Source organism: Curtobacterium sp. PhB115 (assembly GCF_003752025.1).
GTDB lineage: Bacteria > Actinomycetota > Actinomycetes > Actinomycetales > Microbacteriaceae > Curtobacterium.
Map to the genome: position 1 here is coordinate 367,018 of NZ_RJKR01000007.1, position 26,029 is coordinate 393,046.

At 71.9% G+C, this 26,029-nt stretch carries 29 protein-coding genes; 9 read left to right on the forward strand and 20 right to left on the reverse strand.

Annotated elements, in window-relative coordinates:
- Positions 1-13: 13 nt before the first annotated feature.
- Together EDF19_RS11295 and EDF19_RS11305 are read left to right on the forward strand one after the other, a co-directional pair.
- On the forward strand, positions 14-928 hold the full coding sequence (locus EDF19_RS11295) for an HAD family phosphatase (protein ID WP_260217106.1): 915 nt from the start codon (positions 14-16) through the stop codon (positions 926-928).
- A gap of 7 nt (positions 929-935) precedes the next feature.
- Positions 936-1,601 carry a hypothetical protein gene (locus tag EDF19_RS11305; RefSeq protein WP_260217107.1) on the forward strand — a complete coding sequence of 222 codons (666 nt, stop codon included), beginning with the start codon at positions 936-938 and terminating at the stop codon, positions 1,599-1,601.
- Positions 1,602-1,741: 140 nt separating this feature from the next.
- Here EDF19_RS11305 and EDF19_RS11310 read toward each other — a convergent pair whose 3' ends face one another.
- The 17 genes from EDF19_RS11310 to EDF19_RS11390 form a co-directional block, all read right to left on the reverse strand.
- On the reverse strand, positions 1,742-2,917 hold the full coding sequence (locus EDF19_RS11310) for a flagellar hook protein FlgE (RefSeq protein WP_123680957.1): 1,176 nt from the start codon (positions 2,915-2,917) through the stop codon (positions 1,742-1,744).
- 59 nt (positions 2,918-2,976) lie between these two features.
- On the reverse strand, positions 2,977-3,420 hold the full coding sequence (locus tag EDF19_RS11315; RefSeq protein ID WP_123680958.1) for a flagellar hook assembly protein FlgD: 444 nt from the start codon (positions 3,418-3,420) through the stop codon (positions 2,977-2,979).
- A gap of 25 nt (positions 3,421-3,445) precedes the next feature.
- Positions 3,446-4,885, reverse strand: coding sequence for a flagellar hook-length control protein FliK (locus tag EDF19_RS11320; protein WP_123680959.1), 1,440 nt, complete (start codon positions 4,883-4,885; stop codon positions 3,446-3,448).
- Positions 4,882-5,625: a C40 family peptidase gene (locus EDF19_RS11325; RefSeq protein ID WP_148071078.1), complete on the reverse strand. Its 744-nt coding sequence runs from the start codon at positions 5,623-5,625 to the stop codon at positions 4,882-4,884. Before EDF19_RS11325 ends, EDF19_RS11320 begins: the two co-directional genes overlap by 4 nt.
- Complete coding sequence (locus EDF19_RS11330; protein ID WP_123680961.1) at positions 5,622-6,053, reverse strand: flagellar FliJ family protein; 432 nt, start codon at positions 6,051-6,053, stop codon at positions 5,622-5,624. The genes EDF19_RS11325 and EDF19_RS11330 overlap by 4 nt, the downstream gene beginning before the upstream one ends.
- Entirely contained in the window at positions 6,053-7,381 is a 1,329-nt protein-coding gene (locus EDF19_RS11335) for a FliI/YscN family ATPase (RefSeq protein WP_123680962.1), read from the reverse strand. Before EDF19_RS11335 ends, EDF19_RS11330 begins: the two co-directional genes overlap by 1 nt.
- Positions 7,378-8,043 carry a hypothetical protein gene (locus EDF19_RS11340; protein ID WP_123680963.1) on the reverse strand — a complete coding sequence of 222 codons (666 nt, stop codon included), beginning with the start codon at positions 8,041-8,043 and terminating at the stop codon, positions 7,378-7,380. The genes EDF19_RS11335 and EDF19_RS11340 overlap by 4 nt, the downstream gene beginning before the upstream one ends.
- Positions 8,036-9,100 (reverse strand): flagellar motor switch protein FliG, encoded by a 1,065-nt coding sequence (gene fliG, locus EDF19_RS11345; RefSeq protein ID WP_260217108.1) that lies wholly within the window; start codon positions 9,098-9,100, stop codon positions 8,036-8,038. Before fliG ends, EDF19_RS11340 begins: the two co-directional genes overlap by 8 nt.
- Entirely contained in the window at positions 9,097-10,773 is a 1,677-nt protein-coding gene (fliF, locus tag EDF19_RS11350) for a flagellar basal-body MS-ring/collar protein FliF (RefSeq protein WP_123680964.1), read from the reverse strand. The genes fliG and fliF overlap by 4 nt, the downstream gene beginning before the upstream one ends.
- Positions 10,773-11,117, reverse strand: a complete 345-nt coding sequence (gene fliE, locus EDF19_RS11355) for a flagellar hook-basal body complex protein FliE (protein WP_185022789.1) — start codon at positions 11,115-11,117, stop codon at positions 10,773-10,775. The genes fliF and fliE overlap by 1 nt, the downstream gene beginning before the upstream one ends.
- The gene (locus EDF19_RS11360; protein WP_260217109.1) at positions 11,117-11,512 is read right to left on the reverse strand and encodes a flagellar basal body rod protein FlgC; all 396 of its coding nucleotides are present in this window, start codon (positions 11,510-11,512) and stop codon (positions 11,117-11,119) included. Before EDF19_RS11360 ends, fliE begins: the two co-directional genes overlap by 1 nt.
- Complete coding sequence (gene flgB / locus EDF19_RS11365; protein ID WP_123680965.1) at positions 11,509-11,853, reverse strand: flagellar basal body rod protein FlgB; 345 nt, start codon at positions 11,851-11,853, stop codon at positions 11,509-11,511. The genes EDF19_RS11360 and flgB overlap by 4 nt, the downstream gene beginning before the upstream one ends.
- A gap of 274 nt (positions 11,854-12,127) precedes the next feature.
- The gene (locus tag EDF19_RS11370; protein ID WP_148071079.1) at positions 12,128-12,412 is read right to left on the reverse strand and encodes a hypothetical protein; all 285 of its coding nucleotides are present in this window, start codon (positions 12,410-12,412) and stop codon (positions 12,128-12,130) included.
- The gene (gene fliS / locus EDF19_RS11375) at positions 12,402-12,875 is read right to left on the reverse strand and encodes a flagellar export chaperone FliS (protein WP_123680967.1); all 474 of its coding nucleotides are present in this window, start codon (positions 12,873-12,875) and stop codon (positions 12,402-12,404) included. The genes EDF19_RS11370 and fliS overlap by 11 nt, the downstream gene beginning before the upstream one ends.
- Positions 12,876-12,885: 10 nt before the next feature.
- Positions 12,886-14,283 carry a flagellar filament capping protein FliD gene (fliD, locus tag EDF19_RS11380; RefSeq protein WP_123680968.1) on the reverse strand — a complete coding sequence of 466 codons (1,398 nt, stop codon included), beginning with the start codon at positions 14,281-14,283 and terminating at the stop codon, positions 12,886-12,888.
- Positions 14,284-14,376: 93 nt separating this feature from the next.
- A complete protein-coding gene (locus EDF19_RS11385) occupies positions 14,377-15,264 on the reverse strand; it encodes a flagellin (RefSeq protein ID WP_221180650.1) in 888 nt (295 codons plus the stop codon).
- Positions 15,265-15,383: 119 nt separating this feature from the next.
- The gene (locus tag EDF19_RS11390; protein ID WP_123680970.1) at positions 15,384-16,202 is read right to left on the reverse strand and encodes a sigma-70 family RNA polymerase sigma factor; all 819 of its coding nucleotides are present in this window, start codon (positions 16,200-16,202) and stop codon (positions 15,384-15,386) included.
- Positions 16,203-16,659: 457 nt separating this feature from the next.
- Here EDF19_RS11390 and EDF19_RS11395 point away from each other — a divergent pair, with 457 nt between their 5' ends.
- The 6 genes from EDF19_RS11395 to EDF19_RS11420 all read left to right on the forward strand — a co-directional run bounded on the left by EDF19_RS11395 (position 16,660) and on the right by EDF19_RS11420 (position 22,408).
- A complete protein-coding gene (locus tag EDF19_RS11395) occupies positions 16,660-17,145 on the forward strand; it encodes a flagellar protein FlgN (protein ID WP_123681033.1) in 486 nt (161 codons plus the stop codon).
- A 4-nt stretch (positions 17,146-17,149) separates the two neighbouring features.
- Positions 17,150-18,571, forward strand: coding sequence for a flagellar hook-associated protein FlgK (gene flgK / locus EDF19_RS11400; protein ID WP_123680971.1), 1,422 nt, complete (start codon positions 17,150-17,152; stop codon positions 18,569-18,571).
- Positions 18,572-18,573: 2 nt separating this feature from the next.
- A complete protein-coding gene (flgL, locus tag EDF19_RS11405; RefSeq protein WP_123680972.1) occupies positions 18,574-19,455 on the forward strand; it encodes a flagellar hook-associated protein FlgL in 882 nt (293 codons plus the stop codon).
- Positions 19,452-19,865, forward strand: coding sequence for a flagellar assembly protein FliW (fliW, locus tag EDF19_RS11410; RefSeq protein WP_123680973.1), 414 nt, complete (start codon positions 19,452-19,454; stop codon positions 19,863-19,865). The genes flgL and fliW overlap by 4 nt, the downstream gene beginning before the upstream one ends.
- A gap of 250 nt (positions 19,866-20,115) precedes the next feature.
- Complete coding sequence (locus EDF19_RS11415; protein WP_148071080.1) at positions 20,116-21,039, forward strand: hypothetical protein; 924 nt, start codon at positions 20,116-20,118, stop codon at positions 21,037-21,039.
- 130 nt (positions 21,040-21,169) lie between these two features.
- On the forward strand, positions 21,170-22,408 hold the full coding sequence (locus tag EDF19_RS11420; RefSeq protein ID WP_185022790.1) for a hypothetical protein: 1,239 nt from the start codon (positions 21,170-21,172) through the stop codon (positions 22,406-22,408).
- Here the strand turns inward: EDF19_RS11420 and EDF19_RS11430 are convergent.
- Positions 22,405-23,058 carry a 3-oxoacyl-[acyl-carrier-protein] synthase III C-terminal domain-containing protein gene (locus EDF19_RS11430; RefSeq protein WP_311317107.1) on the reverse strand — a complete coding sequence of 218 codons (654 nt, stop codon included), beginning with the start codon at positions 23,056-23,058 and terminating at the stop codon, positions 22,405-22,407. The two genes, EDF19_RS11420 and EDF19_RS11430, sit on opposite strands and share 4 nt — an antisense overlap.
- Before the next feature lie 522 nt (positions 23,059-23,580).
- Positions 23,581-23,973, reverse strand: a complete 393-nt coding sequence (locus EDF19_RS11435) for a ChaB family protein (RefSeq protein ID WP_123680975.1) — start codon at positions 23,971-23,973, stop codon at positions 23,581-23,583.
- An 89-nt stretch (positions 23,974-24,062) separates the two neighbouring features.
- On the opposite strand from EDF19_RS11435, the gene EDF19_RS11440 reads away from it, so the two are divergent.
- Positions 24,063-25,034: an aldo/keto reductase gene (locus EDF19_RS11440; protein ID WP_123680976.1), complete on the forward strand. Its 972-nt coding sequence runs from the start codon at positions 24,063-24,065 to the stop codon at positions 25,032-25,034.
- A 171-nt stretch (positions 25,035-25,205) separates the two neighbouring features.
- Here EDF19_RS11440 and EDF19_RS11445 read toward each other — a convergent pair whose 3' ends face one another.
- Positions 25,206-25,862 (reverse strand): tyrosine-protein phosphatase, encoded by a 657-nt coding sequence (locus EDF19_RS11445; protein WP_123680977.1) that lies wholly within the window; start codon positions 25,860-25,862, stop codon positions 25,206-25,208.
- Positions 25,863-26,029 lie beyond the last annotated feature (167 nt).

Here is a 26,029-nt window from a genome sequence, read left to right on the forward strand (position 1 = left end):
GACCATGGCCGGCATGAACGCACTGCCTTCCTGGCGCCCGGGTGGCGCACGCGACGTCATCGAGCGATTCGTCGCCGACAGCACGCACGGCGACACGGCGCTGCCGCCGGCCGAGCGGGTCGCCGTCTTCGACAACGACGGCACGCTCTGGAGCGAGAAACCGATGCCGACGCAGCTGCAGTGGCTCGTCGCCCGCTGGGCGGAGGCCGCACGCGCGGACCCCGACCTCGCCGCCACGCAGCCGTACGCCGCCGTCGCGTCCGGCGACCTGTCGTGGGTCGGCCAGGCGGTCGACAAGCACGCGAGCGGTGACGACGCCGATCTCCGCCTGCTGCTCGCCGCGGTGACCCGTGCGACCGCTGGCATGAGCGTGGAGGACTACGGCCGCGTCGTGGGTGACTTCTACGCGCAGGCGGAACACCCGGTGCTCGGCGTGCCGTACGCCGCGACGGTCTACCAACCGATGGTCGAGCTGGTGCAGTTCCTGCGCGAGAACGACTTCGCCTGCTACGTCGTCTCGGCCGGCGAACGCGACTTCATGCGGCCGATGACCGAGCAGAACTACGGCATCCCGCCGGAGGCCGTGATCGGGTCGGCGATGGGGCTGGAGTACGTCGACGGCGAGGTCCGATACGTCGACGCGCTCGCGTTCTTCGACGACGGGCCGGAGAAGCCGGTGCGGGTCTGGAGCCGCATCGGTCGACGACCCGCCGTCGCGGTCGGCAACTCGAACGGCGACCGCGAGATGCTCGAGTACACGCAGCCGGGTGCGTCCGGGCTCCGCCTGCTCGTGCACCACGACGACGACACCGGACGGGGCGACGAACCGTACGACAAGGGTGCGGAGACCGTGCTCCGAGAAGCATCCGACCGGGACACCACCGTGATCAGTGTGCGCGACGACTGGTCACGGGTCTTCCCGAGCTGATCCGCCCATGTCGCGCGAACCCCGGCCCGAACCCCGGCCCGAACCCCGGCCCGAACGGACCGAACCCCGGCCGCGCTGGCACCGCTGGCACGAGCTCGTCGCGGTCGTCCTGCTCTCCGTCACGGCGGTGACGACGGCGTGGTGCGGCTTCCAGGCGTCGAAGTGGGGCGGTGAGATGTCGATCGCGTTCAGCCAGGCATCGAGTGCGCGGATCCAGGCTGCGGACGCCGCTTCCGGAGCACGGGACGCCCGTCAGTGGGACGTGACGCTCTGGGTGCAGTGGGTCCTGGCGGACTCCCGCGACGACGAGACGCTCCGGGACTACGTGCAGACGCGGTTCTCCCCGGAGCTCCGGACCGCCTTCCGGGCGTGGGACGAGGACGGACGCACCGAGGACGGGCCGTTCGCGACCACGGCGTACGTGCCGGCAGGAGCCGAACGCGCCGCAGCCCTGTCGGACCGGGCGGACCGGCGGTTCGACCTGGCGCTGCAGGACAACCAGCAGTCCGACGACTACTCCGTGCTGACGGTGCTCTTCGCGCTGGTCCTGTTCTTCACCGCGCTCTCCCAGCGCGAGGCCCGCGGGTGGATCCGGACGACGTTGCTCGCCGCCGGGGTCGTCGGGCTCGTCGTCGGCGCCTGCCTGCTCGCCGTGTTCCCGGTCGCGCTCTGACCCGCGCGACATCGTGGGCAGGAATGGTCGGGTCCCCCGAGGGCACCCGACCATTCCTGCTCACGAAGCGACCGCAGCGCACGCCGCGACCGCAGCGACCGCAGCGACCGCAGCGACCGCAGCGACCGCAGCGCCGCCGCCTACCGCTTCAGGTTCGTCAGCTCCTGCAGCACCTCGTCCGAGGTCGTGATGATGCGCGCGTTCGCCTGGAAGCCGCGCTGCGCCACGATCAGGTTCGTGAACTCCTGCGACAGGTCCACGTTCGACATCTCGAGCGTCCCCGCCGCGAGCGAACCGACGCCCGCCGAGCCGGGGCCGCCGACGGTCGCGGTGCCCGAGTTGCCCGTTGCCCGGTACCCCGAGGCGCCGGTCTTCTCGAGGCCGGCCGGGTTGGCGAAGGTCGCCAGCGCGATGCGGCCGAGCGCGAGCGACGCACCGTTCGAGAACGTGCCGGTGACGGTGCCGTCCTTCGAGATCGAGTAGCCCTGCAGCGCGCCGGCCTCGCGGCCGTTCTGCGAGCCGATCGACGCGGTGTTCAGCGAGGCGAAGCCGGTGAGCTCCCCCATGTCGACCGTGATGCCGCCGACGGCGAGGGTGCCGCCGGCCGTCAGTGCGCCGTTCGCCCCGAAGGTGAGCGACGAGGTCGCCGAGGTGCCCTGACCGTTGTTGGCGGTCACGTCCCAGCCGTTCGCGGTGCGGGTGTACGCGAGGGACATCGTGTGCTTGGCACCCGAGGCGTCGTACACGGTGGCCTCGCGGGTGATGGTGTCGCCGACGGCGGTCTCGGACGGCAGGTTGCCGGCGACCGAGGCCGTGGTGGTGCGGACCGCGGGGGCTGCGGCGTCGAGCGGCAGCGTGATGTCGGCGAGACCGCCGTTGTCGTTGACGACACCGTTCGTCGCCGGGTACCCCTGCACGATCTTGCCGTCGGCGGTGACCAGGCGGCCGTCGGCGTCGAAGTCGAACGCGCCGGCACGGGTGTAGACGGTGTCGTTGCCGAGGCGGGTGACGAAGAAGCCGTCGCCCGAGATCATCAGGTCGGTCGCCTTGCCGGTGGCCTGCGCGGAGCCCTGGGCGAAGTTCGTGGAGACACCGGCGACCTGGACGCCGAGGCCGATCTGCGCCGGGTTCGTGCCGCCGACGCCGGTCTGCGGTCCGCCGGCACCCTGGGTCATCTGCGACAGGGTGTCCTGGAAGACGGTGGTCGAGGACTTGAAGCCGACGGTGTTGACGTTGGCGATGTTGTTGCCGGTGACGTCGAGCATCTGCTGGTGGGAGCGGAGGCCGGAGATCCCGGAGTAGAGCGAGCGGAGCATGGTGCGTCCTTTCGGAGAGGCAGGAAGAAGAAGAAGGAGAAGGGGAAGGAGGACGAGCGTCAGGCGGCCGGAGCTGCCGTGGTGATGCCGGAGATCACGTCGAGAGCGACCTCCTTCCCGTTCACGCTGACTGTGGGGACGCTGTTCGCGTACGACACGGCCGAGGCGTTCCCGGTGACGGACTTGCCCGAAGCGGCGTCGGTGTAGCTGACCTGCTTGCCGACGAGGTTGGCGGCGGCGATCCGCATCTGCAGCGAGAAGTTCTCGTTCCCCGTCGTGGTCTGGTTGGTGATCTGCTCCATCATCGCGAGCTGCGTCTGCTGGCTGATCATCTGGTTGGTGTCCATCGGCGAGGACGGGTCCTGGTTCTGCAGCTGCGTGACGAGCAGCTTCATGAACACCTCGGAGTCCATCGTCTGGGACTTCTGTGCGGTCGAGTTCGCAGCGAGGGCCGCGGCCTGAGCGGCCGGGTCCACGCTGCCGGTGATGCCGTCGATGGGCATGGTTGCGTTCCTGTTCGTGAGCCGGTCAGGCGAGGACGTCGAGTCCCGCGGTGCGGACGGTGGGTGTCGGGGTGGTGGGCCGGTCGCGCGGGGTGGGTCGCGCCTCCAGGCCGGTGTCGCCACGGGGCGGACCGGCGGCCGGTCGCTGGTCGCGGGTCGGCGAGTCGCCCGGGTGGTTCGCGGACGACAGGTCGAGCGTCGTGCTCAACCCGGTGCCAGCCGCGTCACGGCGGAGGTCGGGCAGCACCTGCCGGACGGCCTCGCGCCCGGCGTCGGACGCGGCGAAGAGCTCGACGTGCATGCCGTGCGTCGTGACGTGCGCGCGGACCGTGACGGGGCCGAGGCCCTCCGGTGCGACCTGGACGGTCACGACGTGCTCGCCGGGGCCGGCCTGTGCGAGCGTGAACACCGGTCGCGACAGTTGCTGGGCGAGCGGCGCGGGGGTCGCGGACTGTGCCGGCGCGCTCGCGGCGCTGACCGCGGTCGTCGAGGTGGTCGGCAGGACGAAGGGCGTCTCGCCTCCGCGCGTGGAGGTGACGGCCTGGAGGCCCGGATCACCCGCCGTCGACCCCTGCTGCTCCGACCCGTGGCCGGTCTGGGCACCGCGTCCGGCCGTCGGCCCGGTGCCGGGTGCGGCGATCGTCGCGACCACGGGGGTGGCCGCGTCGTCGGTCGGTGTCGGTGCTGCGGCGGTCGTCGACGCGGACACCGGGGGCTGCGCGGCGACCGTGGTCGTGGTGCCGGGCGCGGGCGCGGCGCCGGGCGTGGTCGTGCTGACCGTCGGCGCCGCGGTCGCGGGCGTCGGGGTCGCAGCGCGTGCGGACTCGCCGGCGATGAGCGCCGCGGTCGGGGCTCCGGTCGGCGCTGCGGTCGGGGCGTCCGTCGGGGCTCCGGTCGGGGCGCCGGTCGGGGCTCCCGTCGGGGCGCCGGTCGTCGTCACCGGCGCGGTCGCCGGTGCCGGAGCGGTGCGCTGAGCAGTCCTCGCCGTGGTGCTCGCAGTGGCGCTCGCCGCGGTGCCCCCCTCGGTGCTCACGGTCGCGGAGGTCGCAGCCGTCGTCGTCGCCACCGCGGGCAGGACGGACGGGGTCGCGGCGTCCACCGGTGCGGCGCCGGTCGAGTCCGCGGGAGCGGCGGCAGCGACGAGCACAGGCGGGACGGGCGTCGGCAGGACGACGGCGGCCGGGGCGACCGGGGCGACGGCTCCGGGCAGCGCGGCGGTCTGCTGGTCCGTCGTCTGGGTGGTCTGGTCCGTCGCGGTCTGGTCCGGTGCGGGCGCAGTCGTCCCGCCGTCGGTGCGCGTGCCGGCGCCGCGGTCCCGCTCCGGGCGGCGCTCGGCGTGCCGGTCCGTGGTGACGGCCGCGGTCAGGGCAGCGTCGAACGCGCCCGGACCGGACGTGTCCTTCGCGGCACGCGCCGGCGGTCCGGCGGGCGTCGTCGTGGGCTGGGTGGCGATCGTCAGGCTCATGCGGCACTCCCGGACTGCATCAGGGACAGCAGCGCGGCGGTCTGCAGGTCGGTGGTGCTGCTCGCGGCGGTGCTCGCGGCGGCGGTGGCGGTCGTCGCCGTGGTGGCCGAGGCCTGCGACGGCACGATGCGGCGGATCGTGGCGATGTCGGCGTCCGAGTACCAGTTGTCCACGATGCGGACGTCCTTGCCGGGGCGCGGCGCGTGCAGCACCTTGCCGTCGCCGACGTAGATGACGACGTGGCCCTCGCCCTTCGGGATGATGAGGTCGCCGGGCTGCGCGTCCTTGAGGGACCCCACCTCGACGCCCATCTTCGCCTGGTCCGGCACGACCCGGGGCATGGTTACCCCGAGGTCCTTGAAGACCGTCTGGACGAGTCCCGAGCAGTCCATGCCCGCGGTCGTGGTGCCGCCGAACACGTACGGCACGCCGAGGTACTTCTTCGCGTCCGCGACGACGTCGGCCCCGGTCGCACCGCTGCCGGTCGCGAGGGTGTCCGCACCGGCGTCGACCGAGGTGGCGGGGGCGGCGGTCGCGGTCGCCGCGGTGCCGGCCGCGGTGGTCCCGGCGGCGGCGGTGCCCGTGCCGGTCGCGGTGGCCAGGGCGTCGGCGAAGGCGCTCGACGAGGCCGCCGACGACGCGGCGGACGTCGACGCCGTCGTCGCGGCGGAGCCACCCCGGAGGGTGTCGATCTGCGACCGGATCTCGGAGATCCGCGAGAGCACGGCTTCCACGCTCATCGGGCACCACCTTCCGTGCGGCGTCGGGCCGCGATCTCGTCGAGGGCGTTCTGTTCGGTGCGGAGTTCCTCGGCGGCCTGCTCGGCGGCGTGCTTGCCCTCGAGCTTCTCCAGGCCGACCGCGGCGCGGCGGGCAGCGGTGTAGTCCTCCTGGGCGCGGTCGGCGTCGGCGCGGCGGGTGCGGACCACGGCGTCGAGCTCCTCGAGCATCCCGCGGGTGGCTGCACGCGCGGCGGCCACGGCGCTCAGGTTCGCGGCGTCCTCGATGGGCTGCGACCCCTCGGCGTCGGCGAGGCTCCGCCGTGCGGCGATCCGGGCGTCTGCGGCGTCGCGGACGCGCTCGTTCGCCGTGGCGAGCGAAGCGGCGGCCCGGTCCTGTTCGGTGTGCCGGAGGCGCAGGAGCCCGGCGAGCGGGAAGCGGCGGGCCATCACGCCACCCCCAGCTGCCGCACGAGGGCGCCGAGCCGCTGCCACGACGCATCCGCGGTGGCACGCTCGTCCATGCCCTGCCGGAGGAACGCGTCGATCGCGCTCTGGTGGTCGACGGCGGCGTCCACGAGCGGGTTCGAGCCGCGCTGGTACGCGCCGACGTCGAGCAGGTCCTGGGCGGCGGCGCGAGCGGCCATCACCTTCCGCAGGGTCGTCGCGGCACCGCGCTGCTCGGGACTGGTCACCTTTGAGGCGACGCGGGACACCGAGCCGAGGGCGTCCACGGACGGGAAGTGCCCGGTGATCGCGAGCTTCCGGTCGAGCACGACGTGGCCGTCCAGGATGCTCCGCGCAGCGTCGGCGATCGGCTCGTTGTGGTCGTCGCCGTCCACGAGCACGGTGTACATCCCGGTGATGCTGCCGGCGCGGTCGGTGCCGGCACGCTCGAGCAGCCCGGCGAGCACCGAGAACGTCGACGGCGGGTAGCCCCGGGTCGCCGGCGGTTCGCCGACGGACAGGCCGATCTCCCGCTGTGCCATCGCGACGCGGGTGAGTGAGTCCATCATCAGCACGACGTCCTGGCCGGCATCGCGGAACGACTCGGCGATGCGGGTGGCGACGAACGCGGCACGCAGACGCATCAGCGCGGGCTCGTCCGACGTCGACACGACGACGATCGACCGGGCGAGACCCTCGGGTCCGAGGTCGTCCTCGAGGAACTCCCGGACCTCACGGCCGCGCTCCCCGACGAGGGCGATCACGTTGACGGCGGCGTCGCTCCCCCGCGCGATCATCGACAGCAGCGACGACTTGCCGACCCCGGACCCGGCGAACAGGCCCATGCGCTGCCCGCGGCCGACCGTGGTGAGGGTGTCGAGCACCCGGACGCCGAGCTGCATCGGGGTGTCGATGCGGGTCCGAGCCATCGCGTTCGGGGTCTCGTGGTCGAGCGGGACCCAGGCGTCGGCCCGGAGCGGTCCGCGGTCGTCGATCGGTCGGCCGAGCCCGTCGAGCACCCGCCCGAACAGTCCGGTCCCGGTCGGCACGAGCACGGGGCGACCGGTGGGGCGTGCCGGGGTCCCCGCGGTCACACCGGTGAGCCGGCCGAGCGGCATGCAGCGGACCCCGGTGGCGTCGGTCGCGACGACCTCGACGGTGGTCTGCGGGCCGCCCTCGCGGCCGACCGTGACGAGCTCGCCGACGTGCGCGTCGAGTCCCGCGACGGTGAGCCCGAGGCCGACGGCGCTCGTGACGATCCCGACACGCTGGGGTGCGGCCTGCCGGAGGGCGTCGTCGAGCCCACGGGGCCGGAGCAGCGTGGCGGTCACCGCTCGTCCTCCGTGGCGGCGACGCCGAGTGCCGTGCGGGCGCGGTCGAGCGCGGTGGCGATCCGGGCGTCCAGGATCCCCTCGGGCAGGTCGACGACGGCGTCGCCGTCGCGGAGCGACGGGTCGGCGACGACCGGCACGGGCAGGTCGACGGCCGCGACGCGGGCCGCGTCCGCCGGGCTGAGCCGGACGGCCACGGGGACGGTGCGGTCGATGGACGCGAGCGCCCGCCGGACGGTGGCCTCCGCGCCGGACGCACCACGGGCCTCCAGGCCGTCCGTGGTGTCGACGACCGACGCGTCGACCGGCGGACGGGAGGCGCGGATCTCGTACCCGACGACGGCCTCGGCCAGGTCCATGGCCGCGCTGGCGACGGAGGCTTCCGCGTCCGCCAGGACGGGCACGAGCTGCGAGAGCATCGCGTTCGTCGCCGCGTCGAGCACGGCGATCCGGCGCGACGTGTCCGCCTCGAGCGCGGTGATGCGCGCGGCGTGCTCGGCCTCGAGGCGCGCACGCAGAGCCTCCGCCTCGGCGCGCGCTGCCCGGAGTCCGGCGGTGTAGCCGGCCGCGTGCCCACGGACGTCCGCGCTGGCGGCACGCTCGCGGCCCGCGGGGTCGCCGATGACGGGGAACGCGACGCGCTGCACGACGATGTCAGTCAACGAGCTCGTCCTCCTCGGCGCGGTGCACGGTGATGACGCCCTGCGCCTCGAGCTCGCGCACGGAGCGGACGACCTCGGCACGGGCCTCCTCGACCTGCGAGACGCGCACCGGGCCCATGGCCTGCAGTTCGTCGTCGAGCAGCTCGCGGTTGCGCTCGGACACGTTGGCACGGATGGTCTCGACCACCGGGCCGGCAGCGCCCTTCATCGCGGTCGCGAGGATCTTCGAGTCGATGCCACGGAGCACCTGCTGGATGTCGCGCGACTCGAGCTTCACGATGTCCTCGAAGGTGAGCATCCGGGAGCGGATGTCCTCGGCGAGTTCCGGGTCGCGGGCCTCGAGCCCGTCGAGCACGGCCTTCTCGGTGGCGACGTCGGAGCGGTTGATGATGTCGACCAGCGGCGCGATGCCGCCGACGACCTCGACGCTCTCGCGCGGCGAGACGACGGCGCCGGCGCGTTGGCGCAGGACACCGGCGACGATGCCGACCGCCTCCGGGGTGGCGCTGCCCATCGTGGCGAAGGCCTGCGCGACGTCGGTGCGGACGCGCTCGTCGACACCGGCGAGCACGGCGCTCGCCTGACCGGGCTTCAGGTGCGCGAGCACGAGGGCGATGGTCTGCGGGAGCTCGCCCTCGAGCAGCGTGATCACCTGGCCGGGTTCGGCGTCGTCGAGGAACTCGAACGACTGGCCGGCGAGGTTCGACGCCAGCCTGTCCATCACGCCAGCGGCACGCTCGGCGCCGAACGACGCCTCGAGCAGCCCGAGCGCGGTCTCCTTGCCACCGCGCTTCTGCATGCGGCCGCTCATCGTCATCCGGTGGAACTCGGTCATCGTCTGGTCGACGACGGTGTCCTCGACCCGGCGCATCCGGACGATCTCGCCCGAGATCTCCTCGGCCTCGATCTCCGTGAACTGCTTCATGACCTCGGCCGCGCGGTCGGTGTCCATCTGCATCAGGATGAGCGCGACCTTCTGGGCGCCGGAGAGGTTGCGGTCGTTGGCGCCCTTGCCGGGACCGTTGCCGTTGCCGCCGCTCGGCATCAGGGCGCTCACACCGGTGCCCGGTCGTCGAGGAGCCCGCGGAGGAGCTCGGCGGTGCGCTTCGGGTCCCGTTCGGCCAGGGCGGAGATGTCCTGACGGCGGCGCTCGGCCGAGATCTCCTCGGTGGTGAGGACCTCGGTCGGTGCGTCCCCGGCGGGCATCGTCGACAGCACGGCGGTCGGGGCGTCACCCGCGCCGAGGGTCGCACGCTCGCCGAGGCCGTCCATCGCCAGGGGCAGCTGGAAGGTCTCGCCGGCGAAGGCGTCGAGTTCGCCGAGGTCGACGGCCTCGCGCTCCTGCTTCCGGCTGCGGCGGGCGACGAAGAACATGATCGCGATGACTGCGAGCACGATCCCGATCACGATGCCCGCGGTGCGGATCGAGGACCAGAGGGCTTCCTGCTGGTCGGCCTTCTGCTGCGCCTCGAGCGCCTTCGCTGCCTGGTCGGCGGCGCTGGTGTCGAAGTCCATCATCGCGACCTTCACCTGGTCGCCCCGCCCGGAGTCGACCCCGGCGGCGTTCGCGACCAGGTCGTTGATGCTCTGCAGGTTCGCGTTCTGCACCGCGTCGGCCTTCGAGTTCAGCGCGACCGAGATGGTCTGCCGGTCGAGGGCGCCGGAGGGGATCTGCGTCGTCTCGGTGGTGTGGTCGACGGCGTTGTTCTTCGTCGCGGACTCGTTCGTGTAGCCGTCGTCGCCGGTGCCGGCCGCGCTCGTCGCGGTGCCGTTCGGCACGGCGATGTTGTCCGGCCCGAGGACACCCGTCGCGCCGCTCGACGCGCCGGAGCCCGAGCCGTACTGCTCGGTGCTGCTCGACTCGTTGAGCGCCACCGGACCGGAGGTCGGCGTCGTGTAGCTCTCGGAGGTCCGGGTGCCGGACTCCTGGTTCATCGTCGCGGAGACCACGACGCTCGCGTTGCCGGTGCCGAGGGTGGTGTCGAGCAGGTCCTGGATCTTCTTGCTCGTCGCCGCGTCGTAGTCGGCCGCCTGGTCCGCGCCGCTGCCGGTCGCGCCGGTGCCGACGGCGGAGAGCGTCTGACCCTTGGAGTCGACGACCGAGACGTCGGTGGGCTGCATGCCCTCGACCGCGGCGCTCGTCAGGTGCACGATCGCCTGGACCTGGTCGGTGCTGAGCTGGGCGCCGTTCTTCGGAGCGATGAACACCGACGCCGTCGGGTCCTTCTCCTCGGACACGAACACGGACTTCTCCGGGATCGCGAGCTGCACGGTCGCGGTCTGCACGCCGTCCATCGCTCCGATGGTCTTGGCGAGCTCGCCCTCCATCGCCCGCTTGTACGTGACGTCCTGCTGGAACTCCGAGCTCGTCACGCCCATCTCGTCGAGGAGCGAGTAACCGCCCTCGTTCGAGGACGGCAGGCCGTTCGACGCGGCCTTGAGGCGCTCCGAGTAGACCTGCGCCTGCGGCACGAGGATCGTCGCCCCACCGTCGGTGAGCTGGTAGGGCACCCCGTCGGTCTGCAGCTGGTCGGTGATCGAGCTCGCATCGGCGGCGGCCAGGCCGGTGAACAGCGGCGCGTACGACGCCTTGCCGAGCCACGACGCGAGGGCGATGCCACCGAGCACGAGCGCGGCGATGACGAGGATCGCGATGGTGCGCTGCGCGGCGCTGAAGCCCTTGACGTAGGCGGCGAAACGCCCGAGGGCGTTCTTGACGGCGACCGGCATCAGGCCTGCATCCTCATGATCTCGTTGAACGCGTCGACGCCCTTGTTGCGGACCGCGGAGACGAGCTCGAGGGTGACCTGCGCGCGGGTGGCGGCGATGGTCGCGTCGTGGATGTCGTCGAGGTTGCCGGTCACGGCCTTGAGCGCGAGGGTCTTCGAGTCGCTCTGCAGCGCCTGCAGGCCGTCGACGGCGCCCGTCAGGCTCGCGGCGAACCCGCTGCCGTCGGTGGCCCCGGCCGCACCGGTCGCGCTCGTGCTCGTGCTGTCGCTCGAGGTCCCGGACACACTCGTCAGGGCGTTCGTCATCGCGTTGGTGGTCACACCGTTCACGGCGTCGATGGGCATCAGTTCTTCCCGATCTGCAGTGCCGCCTCGTAGGCGGTCTTGGCACGGTCGACCACGGCGGCGTTCGCCTGGTAGCCGCGCTGGGCCATGATGAGGTCCGCCATCTGCGTCCCGAGGTCGATGTCCGGCATGCGGACGTACCCTTCCTCGTTCGCGAGCGGGTTGTCCGGGTCGTAGGTCACGCGGCCGGCGGCGCTGCCGAACGACGCACCCTTGACGTAGGCGCCGGAGACGCCGTTGCCCTCTTGGACCTCGACGTAGCGGGCCTGGAACGCGGTGTCGTCCATCGACTTCACGGTGTTCGCGTTGGCGATGTTGTCGGACACGGCGTCGAGCCACTTGCGGTGCACGGTCATGCCGGTGCTCGCGATGCCGATCGCGTCGAAGGTGGTCACGAGCTGGTCCGCATCGCCGCACGGACGCTGGTGAGCTCGGAGTTGATCGCCTGCGTGGCGAACTGGTACCGGAGCACGGTGTCGACGTTGGAGAGCGTCTCCTCGTCGAGGTTGACGTTGTTGCCGTTCGTGTTCGTCGGCTCGAGGCTCCGCGCCACGGTCGGGGCGGTGGCGCCGCTGCCGTCGACGATCGACTGCGCGAGGGCGTCCTCGAACTGGACCTTCTCGGCGTGGTAGTTCGGCGTGTTGATGTTCGCGATGTTGTTCGCGATCACCTTCTGGCGCATCGACAGACCGTCGAGTGCGCTCTGCAGCGCGACGCTCGTCACGGAATCGAACACGGGGGTCCCCTCGTCAAGACGCTCGTCGCGGTGTGCGACGTCGCCGTGCGGTGGTGGCCGATCCGTGGCCGAACTGGTGAGCGATCCGTGCTCGAGTGGCGCTATCGGTGCCCGTCGCGGGCCGCGTTAGGCCTCGCCCCGAACGGGGGGCGCGTGCTGCGGGCACGTGACGGGCGTGGCCGGGGCGTGGCTGGGGCGTGCACCGCGAATGCGACAGAACACCCGTCGATCAACGGGTGTTCTGTCGCAGGAGGAGTGCGCGCGGCGCGCGGCGCTACGCGGAAGCGTCGAGGTACACGGACCCGCGGGGCTCCCGCGTCGCGTCGACGGCACGCAGCGCACCGAGGTGCGTCAGCGTCGCCCGGCGGTCCGCGTCGAGCGTCGCCATCCGGTCCCGCTGCGCGGCGAGCAGCCGGGAGGCCCGTCCCACCAGGTCGCGCGGCATCGGTCCCAGCCCGGTCGGCTCCGACCACCCGGCCACGGCCGTGGACCCGGCCGTCTGCCCGGCGGCGTCGTGTTCGAGGGAGGTGAGCAGGGCCTCCCAGGCGTCACGCGACACCGAGCGCACCGCCCGTCGCCTGGTGGGCAGCCGGCGTCGCCGGCAGCGACGCGGCCGCGTCGTGCCACGACTGCCGGAGCGGCTCGAGGATCCGGATGCAGTCGCGGGTGGCCTGCACATCGCGGTGCACGTTCGCGGTGATGAGCGACGTTGAGGCGTAGTTGTAGACGGCGAGCAGGCCCTCGCCACCGTCCCACGCGTCGATGCGGAGCGTCGCGGACAGCTCGCCGACGATGGCCTGGGCGTGCAGGAGCTGCTCGCGGGCGGCGTCCCAGTCGGCGGTGGTCTGCGCGGCCTCGGCGCGGTGCAGGTCGAGCAGCAGCCGGTCGTAGAGCATCGTCACGAGCTGGGCCGGGGTCGCGGAGAGCACGGCCTCGTTCGTGTACTGGGCACGGCGCTGGTCGGTCACGGTGCGGGGCTGCGCGGCCTGCCGGAAGGCGGCGGCCTGGAAGTCGAAGGTCATGGTGTTCCCGTCAGCTCGACGTCGTCGCGAGCTGGCTGGCGAGCCAACTCGACTGGGACTGGAGCTTGCTGAGGCTGGTCTCGAGCGAGGAGTACAGCGTCTGGAGCGCGGCGCGGCGCATCGTGAGGCGGTCGGTCCAGCTGTCGATCTGGGTGTTGAGGTCCTTGGCGACGGACTGCTGGCCGGTGATCGAGGTGGTGATCGACCCGTTGTACTTGTCCGACGCGGCGGTCGCGGACGCTCCGACGTTCGCGGCGACCCCGGCCAGCATCGCCTGGGTGCCCTCGGGGTCGGTGGTGAGCGCCTTCTGGAACGCGTCGGCGTCGAAGGTGAAGTCGCCGTCCTTCGTGATCACGATGCCGATCGAGGACGGGGACTTGCCGCCCACCGGTGCGGACATCGTGCTGGCGAGCCGCTGCACCACGTCCCGCGTGGTCGCGTCGCCGGACAGCACGCCGGCGGTCGTCGTGGTGGTGCCGGTCGTCGCGCTGGTCGTGCTCGTGACCGCGGTGTTCGTCCCGTAGTAGGCGGAGACCGCGTTCAGGGCGTCGACCAGCCCGGACGCCACGGCCTGGGCCTTCGTGGTGTCCTGCGCCGTCGTCACGGTCACCGGGTCCGTCGTGGCCTTCGAGACGGTGACACTGAGCCCCGGGACCAGGTCGGTGAACGTGTTCGTCGCGCTCGTGACCGTCTGCGCGGCGGCGGTGCCGGCCCAGAGCGTCACGCTGGCGTCGCTCGCCTGGGTCACGACGGCTGCCCCGATCTGGCTGAGCACGTTCGTGGCGGTGCCGGCGGTGACGTCGGCCCCGGTCCCGCGGTACACCTGGAACGCACCGTCGGCACCGGTCTTCGCCGAGGTCAGCTGCAACCGGTAGAGCTTGGTGCCGTCGGCGTCGGTGCCCGCCGAGACCTTCGTGGCGGTCACCCCCGCGCCGGACTTGTTGATCGCGGAGACGGTGTCGTCGAGGGAACCCGACGTCGGTGTCACCGTCGTGGTGGTGCCGTCGGCTCCGACGATCGTCACCGGCGAGGCGTCGGCCGACCAGGTCGACATGGCGGCGGTCACGCCGACCTGCGCCGACGCCGTGGACCCGACGGTGAAGGTGAGGGAGCCGACGCTCGCGTTCGTGCCGGTGGCGACGGTGACGCTCGGGGCGGAGCTCGTGGCGGTGAAGACGTCGAGCGACGTGGCCTTCGCCGCGGCCGCTGCCTTCGTCGCGAGGGTCTGCACGAGCCCGTTGATCGTCTGCAGTGACGAGATGAACGAGTTCGTGCTGGTGAGCTTGTTCTTGAGCAGGGTCTGCGGGACCCCCTCGACACTCATCAACGAGTTGATGAGGTCGGTCGTCTTGAGCCCGCTGACGAGGCCGTCGATCGCGAGGCTCGAGGCCGAGGACACGGAGGACATCGTCGCTGCTCCCTGACGTGGTGGGGTGTGGCGGGAAGGGCGACGCCGCCGCCCGGGGCACCCGAACGGTCCCGGGCGGCGGCGTCAGGGGTACTAGCGCAGGAGCGAGAGCACGTTCTGGGTGCTCTGGTTCGCCTGGGCGAGCATCGAGGTGCCGGCCTGGCTGAGGATGTTGTCGCGCGTGTACTTGACCATCTCCTCCGCCATGTCGACGTCCGTGATGCGCGAACCAGCAGCGGTCAGGTTCTCCTTGGCCACGTTCGTCACGTTGATGGCGTGGTCGAAGCGGTTCTGGATCGCACCGAGGTTCGATCGAGCCGAAGAGACTGCCTTGATCTGCTCGTCGATCACGCCGATCGCCGTCTGCGCGTTGGCAGCGGTGTCGAACTTGATCGCACCGGCGGTCGCGACGGTGCCGTCGGCCGCGTACTCGTCGGCGGTCACCTTGCCGGCGATGGTGCTGACGTTCGCACCGGCGAGGTCGACCGTGATCTGGCTCTGCGTGTTGCCGTTCGCACCGACCTGGAACTGCAGCTTCCCGTCAGCGGCCGTGCCGGCGCTGCCGTCGAGCAGGTTGATCCCGTTGAAGTTGGTCGAGTCCGAGATGCGCTGCAGCTCCTTCTGGAGCTGACCGACCTCGGTCGTGATCGCCTTCCGCGAGTCCTCGTTGTTCGAGTCGTTGCCGGCCTGCACAGCCAGGTCGCGCATGCGCTGGAGGATCGAGTGGGTCTCGGTGAGGCCACCTTCAGCGGTCTGCACGACGGAGATGCCGTCCTGCGCGTTGCGGGCGGCGACCGTGAGGCCACCGACCTGGGACTTCAGCCCCTCGGAGATCGACAGACCGGCCGCGTCGTCGGCAGCACGGTTGATGCGGAGGCCGCTCGAGAGCTTCTCGAGGGACTTCGACAGGTCGTTCTGCGTCGAGTTGAGGTTCCGGTACGTGTTGAGTGCCGAGAGGTTGGTGTTGATGGACATACCCATGGTGGTTTCCTCCGTGAATTCTGGGTCGTACTACAGCCCGTCCGTGGGCTGACATGGATGACTCTCGACCGGTTGTCTCGAGTCGTTAGGGGTTCAGCGGAGAACTTTCCGCCGAAGTCTCAGCTCGCGGCCACGGCCGTCGGCGCCGTGGCGTCGTGCACCGCACGGGCGACCCCGGCCGCGGCGTTCGACGCGACGCGGGCGAGGTAGGCGCTCCGGCGGGCTGCGGTGGTGCGGGAGGCGGGCTCGGCCGTCGGTCCTCCGTCGCCGTAGTGGGCGGCCAGCCCGTCGCGGAGCAGGCGCATCGCCTCGGAGCGCTGCTGCGAGACGGCGGAGTGCGTGATGCCGAGCTCGGCGGCGACGTCGGTGACCGAGCGGTCACCGAAGTAGACGGCTTCGACGACGAAGCGCATCCGCTCGGGCAGCGCCTCGACGGCGGCACGCAGGTAGCGGCGCTTCTCGGTCTCGAGCAGGTCGTCCCCGGGCAGCGGCAGCTCGGCGGCGACCAGGTCGTGCACCGTCTCGTCGAGCGGGGCCACGGTGCGGCCGGCGTCGCTCATCGCGTCGGCTGCGGTCTGCCGGTCGACCCCCATGGCATCGGCGATCTCCTGCACGCCGACACTGCGGCCGAGCCGGGCGGACAGTGCCTCCTGCGTCGCGAGGGTCTCGCGGATCCGCTTCCGGGTGCCGCGGGATGCCCAGTCGGCGGAGCGCATGTCGTCGGCGACGGCACCGGTGATGCGGGTGCGGGCGTAGGCGCCGAAGGGGACGCCGAGGGTGGGGTCGAAGGCGTCGGCGGCGGCGACGAGGGCGAGCGACCCGACGGCGGCGAGGTCGTCGCGGTCGAGGTGCGTTGCTCGAGCACGGACGTCGGCGACGATGTAGCCCACGAGCGGGAGGTGCTCGACGATCATCGCGTTGCGTTCGGTGCGGTCCATGCTGATCCCCTGATCGACCCGTTGGTGAAGACCTGACTGACCCGTCCGTGGGCATGGCGGACGCCGGCCTCGGATGGCCGGTGCGTACGCCGAAGACCCGCCCGGTTCCCTCCGAGCGGAGCACCCTGCGCCCCTGTGACGCGGTGCGGGGTGTCCCCCGCGGTGCGTTCTGAATGTATCGGCTGGCAATGCGCTGTACGGGTGCTCATCCGTCCCCAGTGCGGGGGTACGGGGGCCCTTTCCACGTCGGCATTTGGGAGGACTCCGGCCCGGGAACGTACGTTCTTGTCCCCCGGTGGGGGACGTTTCCGACCGGACTGGAGGCACGACTCGCGTCCGACGACCGCATCACGTCCGACAGGTGCTTACGTCGCAGGGCGTCGGGTCGATAGGTCTCGGTGTCCGCCTGATGGTGGACCCAACGGAACCCGACCACCCCGCACCCTGGGAGGAGCTGATGAGTGTGAACGACCTGTCCGCCGTGCTCTGGCGCGAACGCGAACTGCTCGAACTGCTCACCTTCAAGCTCGAGGAGGAGCAGCTGCTGCTCGCCGCCGGCCGCTCCCGCTGGGTGTCGCACGCCAGCCGCGAGGTCGAGCAGGTCCTCGACCGGCTCCGCAGCACCGGACTCGAGCGCGCCGCGTCGAGCGCCGAGGTCGCCGAGGAGTGGGGCGTCGCCTCCGACGCTCCCCTGCGCGAAGTCGTCGCCGCGGCACCGAACGGGCCGTGGGGCGAGATCCTCGCCGCGCACCTCACCGCGATGGTCGAGCTGACCACCCAGATCGGGGCGCTCCGCGACGAGAACGACCGGTTCCTGAAGGCCGCGGCGCACGCCACCGAGGAGACCCTCGCCGGCACCGTCGCCGGTGCGTCCACCTACGACGCGAGCGGCACCTCGGGCGACCGGGGCGACGGCGCGCGGCTCTTCGAGGGGACCCTGTAGCACCGTGGTCAGCACCTTCGGCTCCCTCGCCACCGCGTACTCCGGGCTCTCCGCGGCGCGGGCCGGCATCGACGTCACCGGGCAGAACATCGCGAACGCCGGCACCGCCGGGTACACGCGGCAGCGCGTCACGCAGTCCTCGATCACCGCGGCCCAGACCGGCTTCATGCGCGGCACCGCGGCACTCGCCGGGCAGGGCGTGTCGGTCGACGGCATCGCCCGCCTGGCCTCGCTCACGCTCGACGTCGGCGTCCGCGTCGCGACCGGGTCCTCGGCGTACGCCGACGTCCGGGCGACCGCGCTCTCCGCGCTCGAGACCGGGCTGCACGAGCCCGGCTCCGACGGCCTGAGCGCGAAGCTCGACGCGTTCTGGTCGTCGTGGAGCGAGCTCGCCAGCCACCCGGACGACCCGGGTGCGGCCAGCGCGGTCCTCGGTGCCGCCGGCACGGTCGTGTCCGCCCTCGCGGCCGGGTCGAAGGCCGTCGACGCCCAGTGGTCCTCGGTGCGCGGCACGGTCGCGTCCCAGGTGACGCAGCTCAACGACGCCGCGAAGCAGGTCGCCGACCTCAACGGCCGGATCCGCACCGCGCTGGCCTCCGGTGGCAACGCGAACGAGCTCCTCGACCAGCGCGACCAGCTCACCGAGCAGATCGCCTCGCTCGCCGGTGGCACGACCCGCACCAACGCGGACGGCACGGTCGACGTCCTGCTCGGCGGCAACCCGCTCGTGCAGGGCACCGACGCGCGCTCCGTCGCCCTCGGCGGAGGCACGCGACTCGCCGACGGCGCCCCGGTCACCCTGACGTGGACGTCCGGCACCGCCGGCGCGGTGTCGCTCTCCGGCGGTTCCATCGGTGGCGCGATCTCGGTCCTCGCCCCGGCGACCGGCAACGGCACCGGCGGAGCGCTGGCCGAGGCCTCCGCCTCGTACGACGCCGTCGCGACGACGCTCGCCACGGCCGTCAACGCCGTGCACGCCACCGGCACCACTCCCTCCGGCGCGACGGGTGCCCCGTTCTTCGCCGTGACCGCCGGCGTCCCCGCGGCGCAGGGCCTGTCCGTCGTCCCGACGGACGCCAGCGGCCTGGCGACGCGGAACGCGGCGGGTGAACTCGACGACTCGTTCGCCGACGCGCTCTCGCGACTCGGTGCGGCCGGAGACGGTGCCGACACGGCCTGGGCGACCTTCGTGGCGGGCGTGGGCACAGCCTCCCGGTCGGCCGCGTCGGAATCGACGCTCACCGGACTCGCCCTGACCAACGCACGCACCCAGCAGCAGTCGAGCGCGGGTGTCGACCTCGACGAGGAGAACGTGAACCTGCTGAGCTACCAGCACGCGTACCAGGGCGCGGCGCGCGTCCTGACCGCCGTCGACGAGATGCTCGACACCCTCATCAACCGCGTCGGACTCGTCGGGAGGGGCTGATCGTGATCACCCGTGTCACCACCCAGATGTCGATGGCCGCGGCCACCGCGCGCCTGCAGTCGGGCGCGTCGAAGCTCGCCCAGCTCACCGACCAGGCCACGTCGCTCCGCGCGATCGGGAAGCCGTCGGACGACCCGGCCGGCACCGCGTCGTCGATGCAGGTGCGCAAGGAGCAGGCAGCCACCGCGCAGTACAGCCGCAACGCGAACGACGCCGTCGGCTGGCTCGCGACGACGGACAGCACCCTGTCCAGCGTCTACTCGGTACTCAACAGCGTGCGCGACCTCACCGTGCAGGCCGCGAACTCCGGCACCATGAGCGACGCCGACCGCGACGCGTTCATCACCGAGTTCCAGTCGCTCAAGGCCGACCTCGAGGCGCGTGCGAACACCACCTACGGCACCCGGTCGGTCTTCGCCGGCGCGTCGACGGCCGCTGCCGCGTACGACCCCGCCACCGGGTGGGCGTCGTCCGGGACGGACGTCAGCCGACGGATCGGTGACGGCACCACCGTCCGGGTCGACACCGCCGGCGCCGACGTGTTCGGGACCGGTGGCTCGTCGGTGTTCGGGATGATCGACTCCATCGTGAGCGACCTGCAGAACGGGACGAACGTGAACGACCGCATCAACGACGTCGACGCGGCGCTGACCACCGTCCGGGGCGCCCAGGCCGACGTGGGGGTGCGGCACGCCGCAGCACTCGCGGCGCAGTCGTCCCTGAAGACCGACGCCAACGCGCTCGAGAACCGTCGCGCCGGCATCGAGGACCTCGACCTCGCCAAGGCCGTCCTCGACCTGCAGGTGCAGCAGACCAACTACCAGGCAGCCCTCGCCGTCACCGCGAAGGTCCTGCAGCCGACCCTGATGGACTACCTGTCATGAGCATCTCCCTGACCTTCGCCGTCCCCCCGTTCGGCCTGTCACCCGCGCCGTCCTTCGCCCTGACGCCGGTCTCCGGCGCCGAGGGGCTCTTCACACTCGTCGGTGGTTCCTCGCGCCTGTTCGTGCTCGACGCTGCTGTGCACCTGCCGTCGTACTCGCCGGAGCTCACCGACGAGCAGGCCGCCGGCCTCGGGCTGTCCGACCCCGCCGACGCGATGCTGCTCGTGGTGGCGAACCCGGGGGCGTCGGGCTCGTCTGGCTCGTCGGGCACGTCTGGCTCGTCGGGCTCGTCTGGCACCACGGTGAACTTGCTCGCGCCGATCGTGGTGAACGCCCGGACGGCCGTGGGTGCGCAGCTCATCCTGGAGGACCAGGACCTGCCGCTGCGGGCGGAGCTCGCCCGGGCGTAGGCGGCACTCCGACGAACACGAGGTTTGCGACATCCCACGAGTCGATCGGCTCGTGGTTCGTCGGAACATGCGAACGCAGAAGTTGCGCGTGCACATTGCGACGAACCACGAGGTGATCGACAAGTGTTCTGTCGGCTCATGCACACGCACTGGCCGTGGTTGTTCCTGCACAGGGACCGCGATTCCCGAAGCTGTCCACAGATGAGCCGTCTCGGTCCTGCTGTCGAGGCGGTTCCGCGACCCTCGGTAGATGGACAGAACGAGTGGCATCGAACTCATCAGGACCACGGGCCGGACGGCTTCTGAACGGCGCACCCTCGAGCGAGACGTGCGCCGCGGAGTACTCGAGCGGATCCGGCCCGGGGTCCTGGTCCGCCCCGGTGCGCTCGACGAACTGCACCCCGGTGAGCGGCACCAGGTCATGGTCCGTGCAGCGAGACACCTGATACGCCCACGCGACGTCGTCTCGCACGAGTCGGCAGGCGTCCTCCTCGGTCTGCCACTGGTTGGTCCGGCTCCCCCGAAGGTGCACCTCTCCGTCCTGACGACGACGCACACCCGCGTGACGTCGTGGTTCGTGCAGCACGGCGTCGGTGCCCGACCACCCTGGACCGCCGAGTCGATGGACGGGCTCCTCGTCACGACGCCGGCTCGGACTGCTGTGGACATCGCAGCGAGCAGGCCGCTCGATCATGCGCTCCCGGTCGTCGACCACGTGCTCCGAGCCGGGAGTGCCAGCCGCGACTCGCTCACGACGGAGCTCGATCGTCTCGTCGCTGCGAGGGCCAAGGCGGGGATCGCGATCGGGATGGGGTCGGGGCTGTCGGGGTCGCCGGCCGAGTCCGTGTGCCGGGTGCGGTTCCGCGAACTCGGGACGCCGGAGCCCGTGCAGCAGCACACGTTCCAGCGCTCGGGTGCCGGGCCGGCCGTGGTGGACTTCTGGTTCCCGGCGCAGGGGGTGGTGGTCGAGGTGGACGGGCGAGGCAAGTACGAGGACGCCGAGATGCTCGACGGGCGGACGACGGCCGAGGCGCACTGGCGTGAGAAACGACGAGAGGACTTCATCCGGTCGTTCCCCGAGGTCCGGGCGGTCGTCCGGTTGTCCTGGTCGGACCTGATGCGACCGGACAGCGTCCGTGCCGAACTCCGTCGAGCAGGTGTGCCGTGCCGGTGAGCGTCGGAGTCGGCACGCGGGCCCATGCGGAGGCAGGTGTGGGCACAGGCGTGGAGACCGATGTGGAGACGGATGTCGGCACGCGTGTCCACTTCACGGACCTCCCACGTGGTCGGCGTACGGTGACCGCATGGCCCGAGCCCCGAAGGACCAGGCGATCGTGCCCTTGCCGAACGCCCAGGTCTCCCCCCTCTCTTCCGACGATCGAACCCCGCAGCAGCAGCAGCCCACCGGCTGGGTGCGGTGGCTCGACCGCGTGCTCAGCGTGCAGCGACCCGTCGTCGTCGCCCACGTCACCGCGATCCGGCGTCGCAAGCCCGACGCCACCCCGGCGGAGGTCATCCAGATCCTCGAGCGGCAGTACCTCACCGCCGTGACGTCGGGTGGCGCTGCCGTGGGTGCGAGTGCGGTGATCCCCGGCGTGGGGATGGCCGCGGCCCTGGGGCTGAGCGGCGCGGAGACGGTCGGGTTCCTCGAGACCACCGCGCTCTTCGCCCAGTCCGTGACCGAGGTGCACGGGATCGCCCTGGACGACCCCGAGCGCGCACGGACCCTGGTGATGGCCATGATCCTCGGCACACCGGGCACCCAGCTCATCAACCAGCTCGCGGGCCAGGTCGCCGGAGGCCAGGCGCGGACCGCGTTCTGGGGCGAGATGGTGACGTCGTCGCTCCCGAAGCAGGTCGTCAACGGCATCGGTGGCCAGGTACGCGACCAGTTCGTGAAGCGGTTCGCGGCACGGCAGGGCACCACGATCCTCGGTCGCGCACTGCCGTTCGGGATCGGCGCGGCGGTCGGCGGTCTCGGCAACCACGCGCTCGGGCGGAAGGTGATCCAGGCCTCACGCACGGGGTTCGGTGTGCCGCCGGCGCAGTTCCCGATCGTGCTGACTGCGAAGGTCACCAAGGCGCCGAAGGAGCCGAAGGCTCGCAAGGCACTGCAGGCGGGGAAGGAACCGAAGGGGTCGAAGGAGCGGCCGCAGCGGGCGTTGCCGTGGCGCCGCTCACCCGGTCGCGACGAGGACCTCTGGGCAGAGGACGACGACCGAGCACCAAGCGAGCCCGCAACCAACGGGACCACGCCCGCAGTCAATGGGACCACGCCCGCAGTCAATGGGACCACGCCCGCGACTGACACGACCGCAACCGACGCGCCCGCGACTGACGCGACCGCTGCCGACGCCACCGGGACCAGGGCCGGGGCCAGGGCCGGGGCCGACGCCACCGGAACCGGGACCGGGACCGGGACCGGGACAGGGACCGGGTCGAGCACGCCGTGGAACTGGGCCGGCACCCCCGGCATCGGCGACGCCGACCCCGACGACCCGCGCCCGGACGACCGCAACGGCCCAGCGAGCAGCGCCCGCTAGAAGGACCGCACCGGCGTCGTGACGACCTGACCGGCGTGGGCGAACCCGCCTCCGAAACCGAACAGCAGCGCCGGGACACCCTCGGGCAGGTCCCCACGCTCCCACGCCTTCGACAACCCGAGCGGCACGCTGGCCGCCGAGGTGTTCCCGGACTCGACGACGTCCCGGACCACGAACTTCGACTCTCCGCCGAGCGCGGTCACGAGGGGCTCGATGATCCGCAGGTTCGCCTGGTGGAACGCGAACACCTGGATGTCGTCCATCGTGAGGCCGGCTGCCGAGACCACCGCCCGTGCGTGGTCGGCGGCTTCGGTGATGGCCCAGCGGTAGATCGAGCGACCCTCCTGGCTGAAGCGCTCGGGATCCCCGGAGACCCGGACGGCGTCCTGCAAGTGCGGCACGCTCCCCCACGACACCGGCCCGATCTCCGGCGTCTCCGCGACACCGAGCACCGCGGCACCAGCGCCGTCGCCCACGAGCACGCAGGTCGAGCGGTCGGTCCAGTCCACGATCCCGGAGAGCAGCTCCGACCCGATGACGAGTGCGACGTCCGCCGACCCGACCCGGATCGACTGGTCGGCGAGGGCCATCGCGTACTCGAAGCCGCTGCACGCGGTGTTGATGTCGATGGGCGCCGGGCCGTTGGTCATCCCGAGGGCTGCGGCGACCCTCCCGGCCGTGTAGGGTGCGCGGTCGCGGTGCGCGGTCGCGGTGCGTGGTGGAGGCGACGATGACCAGGCCGACGGCCGAGGGCGAGACGCCGGCGTCGGCGAGTGCCTTCCGTCCGGCCTCGATCGCCATCGACGTGACGGTGTCGTCCGGCCCGGCGATGTGCCGGGTGACGATCCCGGTGCGGGTCCGGATCCACTCGTCGTTCGTGTCGACCATGGTCGACAACTCGTCGTTCGTCAGGACACGTTCGGGCTGGTGGTGTCCGAACCCGAGGATCCGGCTGCCACGGAGTGCTGGGATGTTCACCGTCGGCACCTTACTCCGACCCCGCAGCCGCGCATGCCCGCCGGGGCATGCAGAGCCCAGCGCCGGACTCAGCCTCGGTCACGCAGAGCCCAGCGCCGGACCCAGCCCGGTCACGCAGAGCCCAGCGCCGGACCCAGCCCGGTCACGCAGAGCCCGGAGCCGGACCCACCCCCGACGGCGCGCTGACACGACCGTCACTTCCGTGCAGCAGCCGTCGACCGGTCGTTCGCCTTCTTGATCGCCTCGACCAGCTCGTCCTTCTTCATCGAGGACCGCCCGCTGATGTCGAGCTTCTTCGCGACGTCCATCAGGTGCGCCTTCGACGCATTGGCGTCGACGCCGCCCTCGGTCTTCCCGGAGCCGCGCGATCCGGCGGCACCGGAGTCGGAGGGGCCCGAGGACTCCTTCTCCTCCCAGTGGTCCCCGACCTTCTCGTACTCGTGCTTGACGGCGGAGTACGCGGTCCGCCGCGCGCGTTCGCCCGGCCCGTAGGACTCGTTCGCCGAGTCGAGGGCCTTCGTGAAGATCTCCTGCGCGTGCTTCGGCGATCGCTGCAGGGTGCTCGGGATCTCGTCCTCAGCTGGCATGGTCTGCTCCTTCCGTCGACGGATTCTCCTCCCGTCACCGGTACTCCCAGGGCCTGGCAGCGTTCCGAGCCGCCCGGTAGACCTGGTGCATGGACTACACACACCTCGGACGGACAGGGCTGTCGGTTTCTCGAGCAGTGCTCGGCACGATGAACTTCGGCCCGGAGACCAGCGAGGACGACTCGCACGCCATCATGGACCGGGCCCACGAGCTCGGCGTCAACTTCTTCGACACCGCCAACGGCTACGGCGGCTCGGTGGGCAAGGGCGCCACCGAGGAGATCATCGGGCGGTGGTTCGCCAAGGGCGGCGGCCGTCGCGAGAAGACGGTGCTCGCAACGAAGGTCTACGGCGACATGATCGACTGGCCGAACGGCGGCAAGCTCAGCGCGTTCAACATCCGCCAGTCGCTCGACGCCAGCCTGCAGCGCCTGCAGACGGACCACATCGACCTGTACCAGTTCCACCACGTCGACCGTGCGACCCCCTGGGACGAGATCTGGCAGGCGATCGACGTCGCCGTGCAGCAGGGCAAGGTCCTGTACGTCGGCTCGTCGAACTTCGCCGGCTGGCACATCGCCCAGGCGCAGGAGGCCGCGAAGCGTCGCCACACCTTCGGCCTGGTCAGCGAGCAGTCGATCTACAACCTGGTCGTCCGCGACATCGAGCGCGAGGTCCTGCCCGCCGCCCGCGAGTACGGTCTCGGCGTCATCCCGTGGTCGCCCCTGCAGGGCGGGCTGCTCGGTGGCGTCATCGAGAAGACCGAGAACGGCTCCCGTCGCCTGTCCGGTCGCAGCGCCGAGTACGTCGAGGGGCACCGCGACCAGCTCACGGCCTACGAGTCGTTCGCGAAGGAGCTCGGCCACACCCCGGGTGAGCTCGCCCTCGCGTGGCTGCTGCACCAGCCCGGCGTGACCGCGCCGATCACCGGTCCCCGCACGATGGAGCAGTGGGAGTCCGCGGTCCGCGCGGTCGACATCCGCCTCGACCAGCGTGCGCTGGACCGGCTCGACGAGATCTTCCCGGGGCACAAGACCTCGCCGGAGGACTACGCCTGGTGACCTGACGGGCGGGCCGCGCCCCGGCCCGAGAACGGGACCACAGCCGGGAGGCACGGTGCGCGTCGGACGCGCACCGTGCCTCCCGGCCGTCGTCGCGTCCACGGCACGTGGCGAGCCAGCAGACCGGCAAGCGGCAAGCGGCGATCCGGACCCGCGACCCGCGACCACGCGTCAGAGCGCGACGACCTCCGCCTCCGTCAGCCCGGCCCATCGCAGGTAGGCGCCGACGCTCCCCCAGCGTTCCTCGACGTACCGGACCACCGTGGTCATCGTCTCCGGCACGCACCGCTGTGCGACGGCGGTGGCCTCCGGGTCGGTGCTCACCGCACGCTCGGCGGCGAACCGCGAAGCCAGTCCGTAAGCGCTGGCGGCGTAGTCGTCGCCGACGGCCTCGATCGACGCGCCCCACAACCGCGCGAGCAGCCCGCTGACGACCCCCGTGCGGTCCTTGCCGGCCGAGCAGCAGACGAGCACGTCGCCGTCGGCCCGGGCGATAGCGCGGAACGCCGCGGCGATCCCCGTGCGGTGCCGCTCCAGCCAGTCGATGTACTGCTCCTCGAGTTGCACGGCCTGGGCGCCGGACTCGACGGTGGAGGGGTCGAACAGTGGAACGAGCCGGTAGCCGTCGGCGGCGGCGAGCGGGTGCGGGACGCGGGCGATCTCGTCGTCACGGCGCAGGTCGACCACGGCGGCGAGCCCGGGCGGGTACGCGTCCGCGCCGACACGCTCGGTGTTCGCGCGGTACACGGTGCGACGGCGGCCGTCCTGCGCACCGGGCCCGCCGACCTCGCGCAGGTTCGTCAGGGCCTGGGGCGGGATCGTCGTCATGCGACCACCCTTCTATGCTCCCGTCAGCCGACGCACGACCAGCAGCACGACCGTGCCGCCCCGCAGAACGCACGCCGGGCACGACTCGCACGCCGGGCACGACCCTCCGCCGGGCACGACCCGCACGCCGAGCACGACGACGGGCCCCGCGCTTGCTGTGTGCGCGG

Excerpts from the sequence above, each read along its gene's own strand:
- EDF19_RS11305 (WP_260217107.1), top strand. The coding sequence starts at position 936 with ATGTCGCGCGAACCCCGGCCCGAACCCCGGCCCGAACCCCGGCCCGAA.
- fliD (WP_123680968.1), bottom strand. The coding sequence starts at position 14,283 with ATGTCCTCCGTGTCCTCGGCCTCGAGCCTCGCGATCGACGGCCTCGTC.
- EDF19_RS11315 (WP_123680958.1), bottom strand. The coding sequence starts at position 3,420 with ATGCCCATCGACGGCATCACCGGCAGCGTGGACCCGGCCGCTCAGGCC.
- EDF19_RS11445 (WP_123680977.1), bottom strand. The coding sequence starts at position 25,862 with ATGACGACGATCCCGCCCCAGGCCCTGACGAACCTGCGCGAGGTCGGC.
- EDF19_RS11385 (WP_221180650.1), bottom strand. The coding sequence starts at position 15,264 with ATGGGTATGTCCATCAACACCAACCTCTCGGCACTCAACACGTACCGG.
- EDF19_RS11310 (WP_123680957.1), bottom strand. The coding sequence starts at position 2,917 with ATGCTCCGCTCGCTCTACTCCGGGATCTCCGGCCTCCGCTCCCACCAG.
- EDF19_RS11440 (WP_123680976.1), top strand. The coding sequence starts at position 24,063 with ATGGACTACACACACCTCGGACGGACAGGGCTGTCGGTTTCTCGAGCA.
- fliE (WP_185022789.1), bottom strand. The coding sequence starts at position 11,117 with ATGCCCATCGACGCCGTGAACGGTGTGACCACCAACGCGATGACGAAC.
- EDF19_RS11390 (WP_123680970.1), bottom strand. The coding sequence starts at position 16,202 with ATGGACCGCACCGAACGCAACGCGATGATCGTCGAGCACCTCCCGCTC.
- fliW (WP_123680973.1), top strand. The coding sequence starts at position 19,452 with ATGAGCATCTCCCTGACCTTCGCCGTCCCCCCGTTCGGCCTGTCACCC.
- EDF19_RS11430 (WP_311317107.1), bottom strand. The coding sequence starts at position 23,058 with ATGACCAACGGCCCGGCGCCCATCGACATCAACACCGCGTGCAGCGGC.
- EDF19_RS11295 (WP_260217106.1), top strand. The coding sequence starts at position 14 with ATGAACGCACTGCCTTCCTGGCGCCCGGGTGGCGCACGCGACGTCATC.
- fliS (WP_123680967.1), bottom strand. The coding sequence starts at position 12,875 with ATGACCTTCGACTTCCAGGCCGCCGCCTTCCGGCAGGCCGCGCAGCCC.
- EDF19_RS11395 (WP_123681033.1), top strand. The coding sequence starts at position 16,660 with ATGAGTGTGAACGACCTGTCCGCCGTGCTCTGGCGCGAACGCGAACTG.
- EDF19_RS11420 (WP_185022790.1), top strand. The coding sequence starts at position 21,170 with ATGGCCCGAGCCCCGAAGGACCAGGCGATCGTGCCCTTGCCGAACGCC.
- EDF19_RS11325 (WP_148071078.1), bottom strand. The coding sequence starts at position 5,625 with ATGAGCGTGGAAGCCGTGCTCTCGCGGATCTCCGAGATCCGGTCGCAG.
- EDF19_RS11320 (WP_123680959.1), bottom strand. The coding sequence starts at position 4,885 with ATGAGCCTGACGATCGCCACCCAGCCCACGACGACGCCCGCCGGACCG.
- EDF19_RS11330 (WP_123680961.1), bottom strand. The coding sequence starts at position 6,053 with ATGGCCCGCCGCTTCCCGCTCGCCGGGCTCCTGCGCCTCCGGCACACC.
- EDF19_RS11435 (WP_123680975.1), bottom strand. The coding sequence starts at position 23,973 with ATGCCAGCTGAGGACGAGATCCCGAGCACCCTGCAGCGATCGCCGAAG.
- EDF19_RS11415 (WP_148071080.1), top strand. The coding sequence starts at position 20,116 with ATGGACAGAACGAGTGGCATCGAACTCATCAGGACCACGGGCCGGACG.
- fliF (WP_123680964.1), bottom strand. The coding sequence starts at position 10,773 with ATGCCGGTCGCCGTCAAGAACGCCCTCGGGCGTTTCGCCGCCTACGTC.